Annotated in this window: 15 protein-coding genes; 11 read left to right on the top strand and 4 right to left on the bottom strand. The window is 48.8% G+C overall.

Annotated elements, in window-relative coordinates; translation table 11 throughout:
• Positions 1–288: 288 nt before the first annotated feature.
• Together GGU45_RS11855 and GGU45_RS11850 are read right to left on the bottom strand one after the other, a co-directional pair.
• The gene (locus GGU45_RS11855) at positions 289–855 is read right to left on the bottom strand and encodes an L-threonylcarbamoyladenylate synthase (RefSeq protein WP_435224963.1); all 567 of its coding nucleotides are present in this window, start codon (positions 853–855) and stop codon (positions 289–291) included.
• 7 nt (positions 856–862) lie between these two features.
• Complete coding sequence (locus tag GGU45_RS11850) at positions 863–2,032, bottom strand: glycosyltransferase family 4 protein (RefSeq protein ID WP_435224961.1); 1,170 nt, start codon at positions 2,030–2,032, stop codon at positions 863–865.
• A gap of 465 nt (positions 2,033–2,497) precedes the next feature.
• Between GGU45_RS11850 and GGU45_RS11845 the strand changes: the two genes are divergently transcribed.
• Positions 2,498–3,304, top strand: coding sequence for a 2,3,4,5-tetrahydropyridine-2,6-dicarboxylate N-succinyltransferase (locus GGU45_RS11845; RefSeq protein ID WP_435224959.1), 807 nt, complete (start codon positions 2,498–2,500; stop codon positions 3,302–3,304).
• A gap of 69 nt (positions 3,305–3,373) precedes the next feature.
• Positions 3,374–4,300, top strand: a complete 927-nt coding sequence (gene rsgA, locus GGU45_RS11840) for a ribosome small subunit-dependent GTPase A (protein WP_435224958.1) — start codon at positions 3,374–3,376, stop codon at positions 4,298–4,300.
• 268 nt (positions 4,301–4,568) lie between these two features.
• Here the strand turns inward: rsgA and GGU45_RS11835 are convergent, their stop codons facing one another.
• Positions 4,569–5,114 (bottom strand): gamma carbonic anhydrase family protein, encoded by a 546-nt coding sequence (locus tag GGU45_RS11835; RefSeq protein ID WP_435224957.1) that lies wholly within the window; start codon positions 5,112–5,114, stop codon positions 4,569–4,571.
• A gap of 190 nt (positions 5,115–5,304) precedes the next feature.
• Here GGU45_RS11835 and GGU45_RS11830 point away from each other — a divergent pair, with 190 nt between their 5' ends.
• The 6 genes from GGU45_RS11830 (at position 5,305) to GGU45_RS11805 (ending at position 13,493) form a co-directional block, all read left to right on the top strand.
• A complete protein-coding gene (locus GGU45_RS11830; RefSeq protein ID WP_435224956.1) occupies positions 5,305–6,762 on the top strand; it encodes a RapZ C-terminal domain-containing protein in 1,458 nt (485 codons plus the stop codon).
• Positions 6,763–6,983: 221 nt separating this feature from the next.
• Positions 6,984–7,739 carry a nucleotidyltransferase family protein gene (locus tag GGU45_RS11825; protein WP_435224954.1) on the top strand — a complete coding sequence of 252 codons (756 nt, stop codon included), beginning with the start codon at positions 6,984–6,986 and terminating at the stop codon, positions 7,737–7,739.
• A 155-nt stretch (positions 7,740–7,894) separates the two neighbouring features.
• Positions 7,895–8,806 (top strand): helix-turn-helix domain-containing protein, encoded by a 912-nt coding sequence (locus GGU45_RS11820; RefSeq protein ID WP_435224952.1) that lies wholly within the window; start codon positions 7,895–7,897, stop codon positions 8,804–8,806.
• A gap of 80 nt (positions 8,807–8,886) precedes the next feature.
• Positions 8,887–10,125 carry a multidrug effflux MFS transporter gene (locus tag GGU45_RS11815; RefSeq protein ID WP_435224951.1) on the top strand — a complete coding sequence of 413 codons (1,239 nt, stop codon included), beginning with the start codon at positions 8,887–8,889 and terminating at the stop codon, positions 10,123–10,125.
• Between the two features lie 255 nt (positions 10,126–10,380).
• Positions 10,381–11,382, top strand: a complete 1,002-nt coding sequence (locus tag GGU45_RS11810; protein WP_435224950.1) for an aldo/keto reductase — start codon at positions 10,381–10,383, stop codon at positions 11,380–11,382.
• Positions 11,383–11,543: 161 nt separating this feature from the next.
• Positions 11,544–13,493 (top strand): M1 family metallopeptidase, encoded by a 1,950-nt coding sequence (locus tag GGU45_RS11805; RefSeq protein WP_435224949.1) that lies wholly within the window; start codon positions 11,544–11,546, stop codon positions 13,491–13,493.
• A 275-nt stretch (positions 13,494–13,768) separates the two neighbouring features.
• Here the strand turns inward: GGU45_RS11805 and GGU45_RS11800 are convergent, their stop codons facing one another.
• Complete coding sequence (locus tag GGU45_RS11800; RefSeq protein WP_435224947.1) at positions 13,769–13,927, bottom strand: hypothetical protein; 159 nt, start codon at positions 13,925–13,927, stop codon at positions 13,769–13,771.
• A gap of 92 nt (positions 13,928–14,019) precedes the next feature.
• On the opposite strand from GGU45_RS11800, the gene GGU45_RS11795 reads away from it, so the two are divergent.
• The 3 genes from GGU45_RS11795 (at position 14,020) to GGU45_RS11785 (ending at position 16,621) form a co-directional block, all read left to right on the top strand.
• Positions 14,020–14,595: an ExbD/TolR family protein gene (locus GGU45_RS11795; RefSeq protein ID WP_435224946.1), complete on the top strand. Its 576-nt coding sequence runs from the start codon at positions 14,020–14,022 to the stop codon at positions 14,593–14,595.
• A gap of 89 nt (positions 14,596–14,684) precedes the next feature.
• A complete protein-coding gene (locus GGU45_RS11790) occupies positions 14,685–15,500 on the top strand; it encodes an energy transducer TonB (RefSeq protein ID WP_435224945.1) in 816 nt (271 codons plus the stop codon).
• Between the two features lie 461 nt (positions 15,501–15,961).
• Positions 15,962–16,621, top strand: coding sequence for a phosphatidylserine decarboxylase family protein (locus GGU45_RS11785; RefSeq protein WP_435224943.1), 660 nt, complete (start codon positions 15,962–15,964; stop codon positions 16,619–16,621).
• Positions 16,622–16,900 lie beyond the last annotated feature (279 nt).

Genomic DNA, 16,900 nt, shown 5'->3' with positions numbered 1-16,900 from the left:
ATCCTGTTAGTAAACGACCATACGGGTAATAAAGGTGCAGCGCACAGGTAATCATTGCGGTTTGTACAAGCCGTGCTCAGGAAATTACCGCCGCGCTGCGGCTACGGGCAGTTTTGGGCGTTCATCGTTATAAGGGTCAACGGCGCGCTGCGCCTGTTTGCCATTAAAAGATGCGATCTTTTTGGCGTGAAAGGCTTATCCGTACTACATTTCATGGCAACATGATCTGTTCTTAACCTGACGCGCATGCATGGCCATCGGGACAAACCAAAAATCAGTAATTTGTTGCTACCGGATTACCGCTATTTTCCCATCTTTCCATCGGATGATGGATGAAGGCTGGTGCGGTGTTTGATCATCGCGCCGGTGCGCCGCCACAAAATCTGCCTGCTTTTTAATAGTATCTGAAATGGCATTAAAATGAGCCGGGGTGGCTTCCCCCGAAACATTGGCGGAGGTGGAAACGATGGGCTTGCCAAAGCGTTTGATCAGTGCCCGGCAAAATTCATCCCCGCAAATGCGTATCGCAATGCTGCCGTCTTCGGCCGTAAGGTTTTCCGCAAACCCGATGCCGTGTTCATAAATGACGGTAGTGGGCCGTTCTGTGGTTCCCAGGTAGTCGAACAGGCTGAGATCCACCGCTGCGGTATACTGCATTACATCCCGTTCGCCGGTTACCAAAACAATCATGGCCTTGCTGTCGCTGCGCTTTTTAATGGCATAGATCTTTGCCACCGCTTCCGCGTTGGTTGCATCGCAACCCAGGCCCCATACGGTATCTGTAGGATAAAGGATCACCCCCCCCTGTTCCAGCACCGATACGCATTGTTTTATATCCTGTTCAAAAGCTTGCATGGTTATTTTATAAGATCGATTGATAAAGTTTCATGGTGTCGGCCGCGTACACTTCCGGACGGAAGCGTTGTGCGTTTTCCAATCCCTTCCTGCGCATATCAGCGGCAAAGGTTGCATCGGTATAGATCTTCCGGAAACCACTGGCCATTTCTTCCGGGCTATCCGGATCCGCCAGCCAGGCAGCGTTACCAGCTATCTCCGGCAGGCAGGAGGTGGTGGAGGTTATAACGGGCACGCCGCCGGCCATGGCCTCAATGATCGGCATGCCGAAGCCTTCAAAATAGGAGGGGTAGATCATAGCGGTTGCCAGTTGATACAGTGCAGGAAGATCCTCTGCATCTACAAAAGGCTTTCTTCCCGCCAGGGCCAGTTGCTCCGACAGGAAATATACACGATCTTCCAGCTGTACTTCCTTCAGGTACGCGGTCACTTTGCCCTTGAGCCCGCCATCATTGCCTACTACCACCAGGGGAAGGGGAATATCGTTACGGATACTGTTCAGGGCTTTGCAAATGTTCAGCAGGTTTTTGCGCTCAATGATCGTGCCCACATGTAAGAAAAAGGAGCCGGGAAGTCCGTATTTCTCGCGGACAGCTTCCTTTTTTGCAGCGTTTTCCAGTACCGTAAAAGCGGGGGCGCAGCTCTGGTATACTACTTCAATTTTTTCTGCAGGAGTGCCGTACGTGCGGATGATATGCCCCTTGGTTTCCTCGCTGATGGCCATGATTTTTGTAGCGTGCCGGCAGGCATACCGCAGTTTGGCACGATAGATCTTTACATCGATGGGCTTGTATTGCTCGGGATAAATTTCTGGAAACAGGTCATGGATCGTTACTACAGAGGGGATGCCCGTCTGCGGCAGGCCGGCGGGGATCTCGTGGCTCAATCCATGGTAGAGGTCGATGCCCATTCGGGTGAGGTCCCCGGTCACCCAGCGGCTTCTCCAGGCCGCGCTGAGGAGCCGGTGTAATGCGGCCTTAGGCAGTACTTCCCGGATATTTGCCAGGTGGGGCTGGAACGACTTGCCGGGCCGGGGATTAAACAGGTAGTAGGTATGCTCCGGGTATTGATCTGCCAGCAGGCGGATCAGTACCCGGCTGAAAAAACCCAGCCCTGTATTGTTGTGATATGCCCTTTTGGCGTCGAACCCGATATTCATAAGTGCAAAGAAAGACATTTTTAATTTGAAAATGTGAATCCGATGGCTATCGCATGCGCGTCAAGTTAAGAAAGACGATTTTAATATAAAACGCCCCGCAACCGGCAGTTTCTATTATACCGGATTAAATAAAGGAATGGGTAAAGGCGCCGGGCGCCGATAGTATCTGTAGCCTGAAGCAACACAACGGATATTCCCAGCCGCAGCGCGGCGGTAATCTCGTGCGCGGGGTGTTATTACCGGTGCGCTGCACCTTTTATGCTGCTTATCCCCGTTTGCTAATGGTGTCTGCGCTGCCCTGCAGCTTTTCTGTTAGCAAAATCAGCTTGACGCCCACGCGATGGCTATCGGGAGTGAAAGTGTGAAAATGGGACGAGCACCAGGTATAAAACCGAAATCCAACGTTGAACCTTAAACTTTAAACGTGAAACCTGGAATGCAAAACGCTATCTTTGCCCGAACAAAAAGAACAAAAAAAGGACTATGCAAGACTTGATTACTACGGCCTGGGCCAACAGGGAATTGTTAAAAGACAGTAAGTACACAGATGCTATTCATGAAGTAATTGCGGCATTGGATAAAGGGGAACTGCGTGTTGCAGAGCCCGATGGAAGGAAATGGAAGGTGAATGAGTGGGTAAAACAGGCCATCCTGATGTATTTCGGTATTCAGAAAATGCAGACCTGGGATGTACCTCCTTTTGAGTTCTATGATAAAATGCTGCTGAAAAAGAATTATAAAGATATTGGGGTGCGCGCCGTTCCGCATGCTGTTGCACGTTATGGTGCATACCTGGCTCCCAATGTGGTGCTGATGCCCTCCTATGTAAACATCGGGGCTTACGTGGATGAAGGCACCATGGTAGATACCTGGGCAACCGTTGGCAGCTGCGCCCAGATCGGGAAAAATGTGCACCTCAGCGGTGGTGTAGGCATCGGCGGTGTATTGGAACCCCTGCAGGCAAGCCCGGTAATTATCGAAGATGGTTGTTTCCTGGGAAGCCGTTCTATTGTAGTGGAAGGCGTTATTGTGGAGAAAGAAGCGGTGTTGGGCGCCAATGTGGTTTTAACGCAAAGTACCAAGATTATTGATGTAAGCGGGTCTATTCCTATTGAAGGAAAAGGAAGGGTGCCGGCAAGAAGCGTGGTGATCCCCGGCTCCTATGCAAAGAAGTTTCCGGCGGGTGAATATCATGTAAACTGTGCCCTGATCATCGGTAAACGGAAGGCCAGCACCGATCTCAAGACCAGTCTGAACGACGCTTTGCGCGATTTCAAGATCAGCGTATAATTTTTGTTTAAGGTTCAACGTTTAAGGTTCAATTGTTAACGTTGAACCTTAAACCTTAAACTTGGAACTTTGAAAGCTTTAGTTTATAAATCAACGGGCAGCTGGTATACCGTTAAGGATGAAGCAGGCCGGTTCTATAACGCCCGCATAAAGGGTGTTTTTAAAATTGACGGCATCACCAGCACCAACCCGCTTGCAGTGGGCGACTGGGTGAATATTGAAACCGAAGACGGGGCGGAGGGGTCGGCAATGATCGATGAAATCTTCCCCCGCTCTAATTACATCAACCGGCAATCGCCCCGCGTAAAGTACCAGCAGCATATCATTGCGGCCAACCTCGATCAGTCGATACTGATCGCCACCTTAAGGGAACCACGTACCTCCCGGGGCTTTATCGACCGCTTCCTGGTCGTATGCGAAATGTATCATGTACCGGCCATCCTGCTATTTAATAAAACGGATATTTACCGGGAAAAAGAATGGGCCGTTTATGAAACCCTGTCGGCCGCTTACCGGTCGCTGGGGTACCAGGTGTATGCCGTGAGCGTGGAAAAACAAAGCGGTCTGGAGGCACTGGGCGCATTATTGCAGGATAAAACCACGCTTATCAGCGGACATAGCGGTGTGGGCAAATCATCGCTCATCAATATGCTCCTGCCAAAGGAAGGCATAAAAACACAGGATGTAAGCGGCTGGAGCGGCAAAGGGATGCATACCACTACTTTTGCTGCCATGTATGATCTGCCCGGAAGCGGCCGGATCATTGATACGCCCGGCATCCGGGAGCTGGCCATTACCAACCTCGAACGGGAGGAACTGTCGCATTATTTTCCGGAGATGCGCGGGCGGCTCAAAGATTGCCAGTACAACAATTGCATCCATGTAAACGAACCCAAATGCGCCATCAAACAGGCGGTACAGGATGGAGAAATTGAAGAAGAACGCTACATCAGTTACCTGAATATCCTGGAGAGCCTTGGAAGCCGAAACTATTAGCTCGCTAAAAAATCAGCCAGCGGCATTACTTCAATGGTCCGGCCATTTTGGGTTATCGATGGCGCATTGGCCCGGTTTTTTGGAAATGTTTTAATTTCTACTTGTAAACGACAAAAGAGGGACTTCGTTCTATAAGGACTGATATTTGTTTTGGGCATGTCATAGGAGTTGCTCTTTGAATAATTTCAACAAAACTTTCCCTTCATCAACTGCATCTTTATTGAAATTTCTATGAACAGCCCCACGGCCGGGCACCCAAAAATTTCCATTATTTTTTTGAATACTGATCAGCCTCGTTGGCATCCTTAAACCAGCCGGCGTATTTGATATAATTGTTGGCAATCCGGTCTATTTCCCCGCTCAGTAATTCCTGCGAAATGTCTTTGATCTTTTTGGCCGGAGTGCCGGCATAAATGCTGCCGGGGCTGCAAATGGTATTTTCCAGCACCACGGCGCCGGCGGCAATAATGGTATTGCTGTGTACCACCGCATTGTCCATAATAATGGCGCCCATGCCTACAAGCACATTGTCATGGATCGTACATCCGTGTACAATGGCATTATGCCCGATGGAAACATTGTTACCGATGGTGGTACCGCATTTCTGGTAGGTACAATGGATCACCACCCCGTCCTGGATATTTACTTTGTTTCCGATACGTATAAAATTTACATCGCCCCTTACCACGGTATTGAACCAGAAGCTGCAGGCCTCCCCTGCGGTTACATCACCAACAACCGTTGCATTGGGGGCTACAAAACAATTGGCGCCCATCTGCGGGTATTTTCCTTCCACCGGTAATATTACTGCCATAGAATATGCTTTCCTGCTAAGATACAAAAAGGGCGAGGGATAATGTGGAAATTTGAAAATGTGAGAATGTGAGAATTTGTTTCAGGATGTCTTTGCGGAGTGTGTATTTAAAATCCGTGTTCCGGATGTTCGGAACCGGGCTTCAGTGGCAACAATACAGAATCTGATTGCTAAACGCTATTTTTGTTGCATGCAGGATAAGATTGAAAAAATAACCGACTTGTACCAGCAATGGAGCGGGCAGGAGCCGGACTCCGTGGATGTATTGCAACAGGCGGGCAGCGAGCGCCGTTATTTCCGTATCTGGAAAAACGGAAAATCCGTTATCGGAACTTTTGGCGCCAATATAAAAGAAAATGAATCCTTCTTTTACTTTTCGGAACAGTTTCAGAATAAGCAGCTGCCGGTGGCCAATATCCTGGCTATCAGTGCCGACAGGGCGTTTTACCTGCAGGATGATTATGGCAACATATCGCTGATCAATCATCTTGAAGCGCAGGGGGAAACGGCGCCGGTATATGAACTGTTTAAGGCAAGCCTTGCGGCGTTGGCCCGGGTGCAGGTGCTGGGAGACCAGGGACTGGATTATGACCGCTGCCTGACCAATAAGGAATTTGGGAAACAAGCTATCATGGCGGATCTGCTGTATTTTAAATATTACTTCCTGGATGCATTGCGTAAGCCCTACGATAAGCAGGCGCTGATCGATGATTTTGAAGCGTTGAGCACCTACCTTACACATACGGATCATAAGTTTTTTATGATGCGCGATTTCCAAAGCCGCAACATCCAGGTGATGGAAGATCGTTCGGTACACTTTATCGATTACCAGGGCGGTATGAAGGGCGCACCCCAATACGATGTAGCTTCACTGCTCTGGCAGGCAAGAGCCAATCTTTCTGAAGATTGGAAAGAGCAGCTGCTGGTCGATTACATGAATGCGCTGGAACCTCTGCTGGGCAAGCCGTTCAACCGGACGGCTTTTGTAAGCCAGTATAATGGGTATGTATTGATCCGCTTACTGCAGGTGCTGGGTGCTTATGGGTTCAGGGGATTGTTTGAACGTAAGGCGCATTTCCTCACCAGCATCCCGCTGGCATTAAGAAACCTGCGCGCCTTTCTTCAAAAGAACGCAATGGGCATTGCGGTACCCGAGTTTGATAAAGTATTGCAGCTATGCATCGCCGATGAGATCATTGAGCAGTTTACTCCCGTTCAGGCAACGGCGGAAACGCCGCTGGTGGTAAAGGTATCCAGCTTTTCGTTTAAAAAAGGACTTCCGGTGGCAGATGAGGCCAATGGCGGTGGTTTTGTATTCGACTGCAGGGGAATCTTAAACCCCGGCAGGATCGAAAGTATGAAGGTCCAAACGGGGCGCGATAAAGAAGTAATCCAATACCTGGAGCAGCAAACAAAAATGCCTGAATTTCTGCACAGCGTTTTTGATGTGGTGGATATTACGGTGGAGGACTTTATAAAGCGTGGATTTGACAGCCTGATGGTAAGTTTCGGCTGTACCGGAGGCCAGCATCGCAGCGTATATGCAGCCGATGCACTGGCCCGCCACCTGAAGAATAAATTTAAGGTTAGAGTAGACCTTAATCATTGGGTGCAGGATGCAAAGAATTGGGACAATACGGGGCGATAGTCCAAGGTCGATGGTCCATGGTGAGGCACTTAGCATAGTTTTAGCGTACAATTTGATTTTCCCTGCGTTCTGCTGTTGAAGTGGTCAGCGCTTACTCTTGGCCAGGGTGCTTAATTATATAACTGAGGAGATAAAACAAAAGTATTATGATGAATACGAGGTTCTTTGTAAAATGATTACAAGCTTAAGAACCGCGATGTAATCGTTAAACGACTATGACTATGAACCATGGACCATTGACTATAAGCCACCGGCCTTGCCGGCAAGCCCTCATTTTCTGCGCCGGCCTGGGTACCCGCTTTAAGCCCTGGACAAACCAGCATCCGAAGGCGCTGGCCATTATTAACGGAAAAAGCCTGTTGCAGCGCAATATTGAATACCTGCAGCAATATGGGATTACCCGCGTTATTGTGAATGTGCATCATTTTGCAGACCAGATCATTGAGGCGGTAAGAAAGAACAACGGCTGGGGCAGCGAGGTACTGATCAGCGACGAAACCGATGCCGTACTGGAAACAGGCGGCGGCCTTTTAAAAGCAAAAGCGCTTTTTACACCGGGAGAACCGTTTTTAACCTGCAATGCGGATATTCTTACAGACCTGGATATCGATGAACTTATAGCTTTTCACAATGAGCAAAAGCCGTTGATCTCAATGACCGTAAGCCGCCGCAAAACATCGCGCTACCTGCTGTTTGATGGTGAAAATACACTCTGCGGCTGGCAGAATATTGCAACAGGGGAGCAGCGGATCTCAAAACCCGCTGCCTCGTTGCGCCCCCTGGCTTATGATTGTGTAGTGGCTTTTGAATATGAAGTATTCGACCATATTCCTTTTACGGGCAAATTTTCGTTGATTGATCTCTACCTCCACCTGGCAAAATCCAATACCATAAAAGGGATGGAGCATAAAGACGATCGCTGGGTAGATGTAGGCAAGCCCGAGAGCGTGGCGATAGCGGAGGCAATGTTCGCCTGAAGCATAGCTGCATGATTCCAGCCTGCCTGCAGGGCGGTCTGTAAGAAGAACGCCACTGGTAAAACGGGCCACACATACTATGGCGCTACTTTCCCCGAAAAACAGGGAAGGCTATAACCGTAATAGTATTTATTTGATTTCTGTAACTTTGGTTTATGGAAAAACCGGAAACTATTGAAGCGTTTTATAAAAGGATCAATCATAATACCTCCAAATTATCGCTGCACAATGTAGGCCTGGGGCTGGGACATTTTAATATCTTTCCCAGGTCATCCTGCTCGCCCCATACCAACTATTCGAGACGCGATTTTTACAAAGTGTCCTATATCATCGGCACCGGTAAATTGTATTACGCCCATCAATGGATCGCTATCGACCGGCCGGCGCTGATGTTTTCCAACCCGCTGGTGCCTTATTCATGGGAAGCCGCATCTCCCGAACAGGCCGGCTGGTTTTGCCTGTTTACGGAGGATTTTATCCGTCATGATGAACGTGTCTCCAATTTGCAGGAGTCGCCCCTGTTCAAAGCCGGCGCCTGCCCGGTTTATTTTTTAAATGAACAACAGCAGGCGGAGATCAGCGGTATCTTCAGAAAGATGGAGCAGGAGATGCATTCGGACTATACGCACAAATTCAGCATGCTCCGCAACTACCTGCACCTGGTTATCCACGAAGCCATGAAATGGTGTGCTACCGATAAATTTGAAAAACCGGTAAATGCCAGTGCGCGTATTACCAACCTTTTTCTGGACTTACTGGAACGTCAGTTTCCCATTGATGCCCCCGACCTGGTATTGCAGCTGCGCGCTCCGCAAAACTATGCACATCAGCTGTCGGTACACGTAAACCATCTCAACCGGTCTGTAAAAGAAGTTACCGGTAAAACAACTTCCGTACATATTTCGGATCGGATCCTGAAAGAAGCGGTGGCCCTTTTACGGCATTCCGACTGGAATATTTCTGAGATTGCCTATAGCCTGGGGTTTGAATACCCGGCGCATTTTACCAATTTTTATAAAAAGAAGACGGGGCAAAGCCCTGCCTCAGTACGGAAGTCGATTGTTTGATTTTCGTAAGTAATGGTTTGATTGGAGTAATCGGCCTGTAACGGAGTCCTCTTAATTTTGTTGGCGAAAAAGAAATTGGTATGCTCCCTACACAGTCCATGATAGCACGTCAGCAACAGCCCGGTTCCGGAAGGTTGCCGCAAAAAAATAAAAAAGCAGCTACACTGGTTGCGTTTTTACTGATTCCCTTGTCGGGGTTAATTACGGATATTTATATTCCATCAATGCCGCACATGGCCTTGGAATTGCATCAGCCGGAGGCATCGGTACAACTTACTCTGAGCCTGTTTCTGGTAAGTTATGGCCTGGCACAGTTTGTGACCGGCAGCCTGATCGACAGCTATGGGCGGTTTCGCCTTACCCTGGTTTCCCTGGCTGTTTTTATTGTCAGCAATATCGTCATCATTTTTACAAAACAGATCGAGCTGATTTATGCCATGCGGATCGTGCAGGGGATCACTACGGGTTTTATAATAGTGGCCAAACGGGCGTTTTTTGTAGATGTATATGAAGGAGAAGAGCGCAGGCACTATCTCAGCCTGATGTCGATCGTATGGTCTTCCGCGCCGGTAATCGCCCCCTTTATTGGCGGGTATTTGCAGCAGTATTTCAACTGGCAGGCCAATTTCTATGTACTCGCCGGTTACGGTTTGCTGATGTTGGTATTGGAATGGACCTTTTCAGGCGAAACGGTACCGGTATACAGGAGCTTTAACTGGAGGGCGGTTTTCCAGGACTACCGGTACATGATGCGCAGCCGGGTGTTTGCTTACGGGTTATTGATCTGCGGGCTCAGCTATGGCACCACCATGATCTTTGGCCTGGCCGGCGCCTTTATCATTGAGCATGAAATGCATTACTCCTCCGTGGTAGCCGGTTATGGCGCATTGGTGATGGGGTTAGCCTGGATGTGCGGTGGGTTTCTGGGTAAAGCCAGTTTAAATAAAGCGTTTTTACCAAAATTAAGAAGAACCAATACTGCACAATTGATAGCAACGCTGGGCATGATCAGTACCGCAATTTGGCTGCACAATCTTTATACCTTGCTGTTCTTTGCTTTTTTGATCCATGTATGTGTCGGATTTATTTTCAATAATTATTTTGCGTATTGTCTGGGGAGGTTTCCGCAAATGGCCGGTCTTGCCAGCGGATTAAGCGGTGGGGCCAACTTTATTATCACGGCCATTACCAGCTATACCATTGTTGGGATATTGCATCCGCAAACACAGCAGGGATTGGGGTACGGTTACCTGGTAATGGGCATTATTGCATTCCTGGTTTTGCAGTTCGTATTAAAAAAAGAAAAGGAGCCGGCTTAAGGCCGCCGCTGTGGCAGTTCCGGTTGCCATTGGGGAATAAAAGCCGCATTGCTACGCCTGCCTGAGCAGAATTCCGGCATGGATTGGGCAGGCTCCGTTTATCGTCCCGGGCATCTGTTCGCCATCGCCGATCCACATCGCACTAACCCACATCTCACTAACAACATTTCACCAAACAACATTTCACTAACAACATTTCACTAACCAACATTTCACTAACCAACTTTTCACTTCTCACAATCTAAACAACAAAACATGCAATACAGAAAATTAGGAGCAACAGGGGAGCGCCTTTCCGCGATCGGGTTGGGTTGTATGGGTATGAGCTTTGCCTACGGCCCCACCGATGATGCCGAGAGCATTGCTACTTTACACAAAGCCCTGGACCTGGGTATTAACTTCTGGGACACAGCAGATATGTATGCCGGCGGCGCCAATGAGCAGCTGATCTCAAAGGTACTGGTGCCTAATCGCGATAAAGTATTTATTGCTACCAAGTTCGGGTTTCGTTTTAAAGGGGGTGTGGCCGGACCCAGCAACGCGGCAGGCACGTATTTTGACGGCCGGCCGGAATGGGTGCGGGAGGCCGTGGATAAGAGCCTGCAGCGACTAAAGATCGATACCATTGACCTGTACTACGCGCATCGCATTGACCCCAATGTACCGGTAGAAGAAATGGTGGGTGCCATGGCCGACCTGGTAAAACAGGGCAAGGTCCGTTACCTGGGGCTCAGTGAAGCCTCTGTGACCTCTATCCGGAAGGCGCATGCGGTGCACCCGATAGTGGCGTTGCAGAGCGAATACTCGCTGCTGTCGAGAGATGTGGAAGGAAATATTCTGGACACCGTGCGCGAGCTGGGAATCAGCCTGGTGCCCTATTCGCCGCTGGCAAGAGGATTGGTGACCAATACACTGGATACAGCCGCACTGGCAGACAATGACTTTAGAAGAACCCTGCCGCGTTACCAGGAGGATGTTGCAGACAACAATAACCGGCTGGTACAGGAATTTGCTGCGTTGGCAAAGGATAAAAGCTGCACCCCGGCACAGCTGGCCCTGGCCTGGGTGCTGGCGCAGGGAAACGATCTGATCCCCATCCCGGGAACCAAGAAAAGAAAATACCTGGAGGAGAACGCAGGTGCTGTCGAAATCGGTTTAACAGCAGGTGAATTGGAAGCCATTCAAACATTGGTAAAAAAATATCCGCATACCGGCGCCCGCTATAGCGAAGGATCCATGAAGCTGGTAAACCAATAGCCCGGCCCCGCCGGCCGCTCCAGACCTATAAGGTTTCTGTATCTTTAACACATGCCTGATCTTCGCCTTTTGTACCATCCTGGAGCGGTTTGTCATATTTTGCTTGCGCAAATGGCAAAAGACTAATTACTTTGCTGTTTTCATCCGGTAAATAATTATATATGAAGAAGAGCTGCCTGCTGGCAATTTTTACAATCATAGCTGTTTCTGTTTGGGCGCAATCAAAGTACAATGCTGCGGAGGCCTTTGCCCCCCTGTTTTACCCCTCAGCAGGAAATGAATACAGGAGCGCCTCGGGCGAACCGGGCCCCCGGTACTGGCAAAACCGAGCTGATTATAATATAGCAAGTACCCTGGATACGGCCGGCCATATTGTTACGGCAAAGGCGGAGATCACTTACACCAATAACAGCCCCGATGCCATGAAGTTTCTCTGGCTGCAGACCGATCAGAACAACTATCGTAAAGACTCCCGGGCATCGGCTACCACTACCGCCTCCGGAGGGCGTTGGGCCAATACGATGTTTACCGAAGGAGATGTCATCAAATCAATGGTCATTGAAGAGGGCGGAAAAAAATATACACCGGAATATACCACCTCCGACACCCGTACCCAGGTATGGCTCAGCAATCCGCTGAAGGCAGCCGGTGGAAAACTGAAACTGACCATCGAATATTCCTTTGTGGTGCCGGAATATGGAAGCGACCGTATGGGAAGAATGGATACCCGGAACGGCTGGATCTATGAAATTGCACAATGGTTCCCGCGCATGGCCGTGTATGACGATATTCAGGGCTGGAATGTACTGCCCTATCTGGGGCAGGGCGAATTTTATCTCGAATATGGAGATATCAGCTTTAGCGTTACGGCCCCGGCAAATATGATTGTAGTAGGGTCGGGGGAGTTGTTGAATCCTGCGGAATGTTTTACGCCGGAAGAGGCCCGGCGGTATGCTGCAGCAAAACTCAGCAATAAAACCGTGCTGATCCGGGGTGCAGAAGAGATTGGTAAAAGCGGAATCAGCACTAAAAAGGGGACCACAACCTGGCGGTTTAAAATTCAGAATACGAGGGATGTTGCCTGGGGTGCGTCCAATGCTTTTGTGCTGGATGGTGCAAAGATCGATCTCCCGGAGGGTAAAAAATCAATGGCCCTCAGCGCCTATCCCGTGGAAAGCATCGGCGCGGATGGCTGGCAGCGCAGTACAGAAATGGTAAAGGGGTGTATCGAATTTTATTCAAAACATTTGTTCGGGTTCCCTTATCCCGCAGCCACCAATGTGGCGGGTATTGTGGGTGGAATGGAATACCCCGGCATTGTGTTCTGCAGCTATAAGTCTAAAGGAAAAGGCCTGTGGGGTGTAACAGATCATGAATTCGGCCATACCTGGTTTCCCATGATCGTTGGCAGCAACGAACGCAAATATGCCTGGATGGACGAAGGTTTTAATACCTTTATCAATGGTTTGTCAAGCGCCGCTTTTAATAACGGGGAGTTTAAAAAACAAAGCTATTTTGATGATCCCGCAATCGATGAAACCGTAAAATCGGTCTTCAGCGACAAGGGCGATATTTTAATGACCGCACCGGATGTGGTACAGCAGGCAAACCTTGGCAACACCGCTTATTTTAAACCATCGCTGATGCTACAGGCTTTGAGAAATGTGGTACTGGGCGAAAAGCGTTTTGATGCCGCTTTCCGGGAGTACATCAGCCGGTGGGCCTTCCGGCATCCCACGCCCTGGGATTTTTTCCGCACGATGGAGAATGTAGGCGGAGAAGACCTGGCCTGGTTCTGGCGGGGATGGGTATTCAACAACTGGAAGATCGATCAATCGGTACGCAGCGTAAAATATAATAACAGCGTGCCCGCAAACGGCGCACAGATCACCATTGAAAACCTGGAACAGATGCCCATGCCGGTAACCATCCTGGTAAAGGAGCACAACGGCAAACAGCAAATCATACAGCTTCCGGTAGAAATATGGCAGCGCGGCGGCTCATATACGTTTAATGTGACCACCACCACGCAGATCATGGAAGTAACCATCGATCCTGATAAAAAAATCCTCGACTGGGATCGTTCCAACAATACCTGGACGGGTAAGTAGGATGTTGCCACAGGCACAGTTCCGAATGTTCGGAACACAGATTTTTTTGGCTGAACTTTTACAACAGAATGCGGGAAGGCACCCGATGCGCCCCATGGCGATCATTGCGGATCCCCGCCCCGCGGGCTTTGCGGTTAAATCCCACGCAGGCTCAGCAAAGGTATTCAGCAACATTGTCGCCCGTTGCTATCGTGTTTAATACGCAGAATCTCAGAATCTCTGTGGCTATAAAAAAGTATTCAGTATTTCAGTGCCTCTGCGGCAACAACCCCCATTTATTTGATCACGATATCATACTGGTGCAGGAGGCCGGTGATATGCGGCAGGCTAAAGAGCGCCTTTTTGATCCGGTTCTTGCCGGGATCTATCGAGTAGTGGAACGCCGTTTGGAGATCCGCTTTTTCATAAACAACATCTTCAAAGTACCGTCTCATGCTTTTTACTCAAAGATAGCTTTTCGAAAAAGGCGGATAAAAATTTTATGGAATTAACGGCGAAGCTGATCTAATAGGTAAACATATTTACTATGAATGGCATGGAAACCGCAACAATGCCGGTCGCCCGAAAACACAGGAGGGGTGTGGCTTTCCGGCATGTTTATCTGAAAATAGATATGACACCCATGGTGGATCTGGGGTTTCTGCTGATCACTTTTTTTATCTATACCTCAGCAATGAGTGATCCTGCTACCATGAACCTGTTTATGCCTAAAGACGGTCCGCCAACCGGTGTTGCCGCTACCGGCGCATTAACAGTACTGATCGGAAACAACGGGGCCGTTGCCTGCTATGAAGACAAACTGAAACCGGATGGAACAAACCTGTACAGCGTTACACCAGCGCAATTGAGGGCCACATTGATGCGCAAAAAGAAAGAAGTGATGGCGCAGTATATACCGGATGCGGCCTGTGAAGCAAAAGCCATCGCTGAAAAGCGTTCGCCGGAAGATTGCCGGCAACACAAACTGATGGTCATGATCAAACCCGGTGAGAACGCCGACTATAAAACGGTTGTAAAGGTGCTGGACGAGATGATCATTAATAAGATTGCACGTTATGCATTGGTAAAACCAGAACCCCATGAACTGAAATATATTCCCTGATTGATTTGTACAGGATCGTGAATCGTATTGCTGAAGCCCGCTGCAGCAACAGGGCCCCTTATGTCTTTAAATAACTAAAACAATAAATTATGGAAACAACAAAAATTCTTTCTGCCTCCTTACTGGATATTTTATTTGACGGCAGAAACAAGGCTTATGGTGCCTACGAGCTGCGCAACACCTATAACCGGCGATTGATAAAAGCCCTGGGGGCAACGGGCTTAATAATTGCTGTATTTATGGGGGCTACCGCTTTGAAGGCAAATGAGCCCAAAAGAATAATGGCCCCGATACTTTCCGGGCCCATTGAGATCACAGAAATAACGGAGCCCAGGAAAGAACCCCTGCCAGCGCCGGAGCCACCCAAGTTGCCGGAGCCCCAAAAAATAGAAACGGCAAAGTTTGTGATCCCGAAGATTGCTCCGGATGAGGAAGTAATAACATCTCCGCCGGCGCAGGATGACCTGGCGGATGTAAAAATCGGTTTGGAAAATGTGAAGGGCGATCGGCTGGGGGATATTGCAGTGCCACCCGCAGGTGTGCCCGATGGCAAGGGAATCCTCGAAATAAAATCTGTTGAGAAAGATAACCTGCCATTTACAAAAGTAGAAAAGGAAGCGGAGTACGATGGCGACTGGACCCGGTTTCTTACAACCAACCTGAGAGGCGAAGTGCCGGTTGACAATGGTGCCGCCGCCGGTAACTACCAGGTTCTTGTTCAGTTTGTCGTAGATGTAAATGGAGCGGTTAGTGATATACAGATTGTGAAAGACCCGGGCTTTGGTATGGGAAGAGAAGCGATCCGGGTGATCAAAAAATCGGGAAAATGGAAACCCGCCGTGCAGAACGGGAGTATGGTAAAAGCCTACCGGAAACAGCCGATCACCTTCCAGGTGCTGGAGTAGTAACAACGGGCTGCACGCGGGCCTGCCCAACTGTTAAAAAAGCGTTATTATGCCGCCTGCAGTTATTCTTTGTACTGCGGGCGGTTATAGGCGGGGAAGCTTTGCTTTAGATGGATATGCAATACCATAAAAGATACCCGGGTTTTGTATATTTAAAAATCAGCAGAGCCGGATATTCATTTTCAATAAGATGCGCGAAGTGTCACAGGTGGTAGATACTGCAGCACAGATGGTTTTCTGCCGGTTTTGAAGAGGCCGGACTTAAAAAAGCCTGGCTCAGACACGGGGATTTGTGGCAAAAAATCTGTGGCAATTTTTTCCTTTGACACAAAATAAATGTCACAACCCGGCTCTCAGCCCCGGTATTGGTGCACGCAAAAAATGTACCTGTTGAGAATATGCATCAATTTGATTCACAAAGCCGCGGGTTTTGCGTAATTTTGCCGCCTAAATAAAAGCAAATGACACTACACAAGGAGGGGAAGGCCACTATTGCCATCAGCACGCTTCTTTTTTTGATCATAAGTTTTGTATTCTGCTACTTCCTGTGCCCTGCCTATCCGGTTATTTTCTGGATACTGGAAATAGCCCTGGTGATCGTGTTCGGACTGATCATCTCATTTTTCCGGATCCCCAGCCGGAACTATACCGCAGATGATGCTGCAGTTATTGCGCCCTGTGATGGTAAAGTTGTAGTAATTGAGGAAGTGGAGGCGGATGAATATTTTAAAGACCGCCGGATCCAGGTTTCTATTTTTATGAGCCCGCTGAATGTGCATGTAAACCGGAACCCGGTTAATGGAACCATCGTGTACAATCAATATCACAAAGGGAAATATTTGGTGGCCTGGCATCCCAAATCCTCTACGGAAAACGAGCGGCATTCCAATGTATACCGGCACCATAATGGTAAGGAAGTGCTCACTAAACAAATTGCCGGCGCACTGGCAAAGCGGATCGTCAACTACAACCAGGTAGGCCAAAGCGTAAAACAGAATGATGAAATGGGATTTATCAAATTTGGATCAAGGGTAGACCTGTTATTACCGCTGGATGCCAAAATTAATGTAAAGATTGGCGATGTGGCCGTGGGCGGCGTTACGGTAGTGGCCCGCTGGTAGTACTGAACGGATCTGGAAAAGATGCCGCCTCAAAAGTCGCTTTACAGCATGATGTCGTTCTGAAGATGTCATCCCGGGCTTGACCCGGGATCTATTCTTGTTTCAGCATCTATTGACGAACAATCATCTTTAGATGCCGAAACAATCCCGAAGGTTTGCATGGGTGTCAGGTTAATTTTGCTAACACGAAAGCTGCAGTGCAGCGTTACTCTTATTAGCAACGAGAACATAGGAATGAATGAAGGTGCAGCGCACCGGTAATATAAACCACCCCCCCAA

This window comes from Niabella hirudinis (assembly GCF_051201075.1).
Classification (GTDB): Bacteria; Bacteroidota; Bacteroidia; order Chitinophagales; family Chitinophagaceae; genus Niabella; species Niabella hirudinis.
Note: the sequence above shows the minus strand (reverse complement) of the source record. Positions and strands in the feature narration are given on the sequence as shown.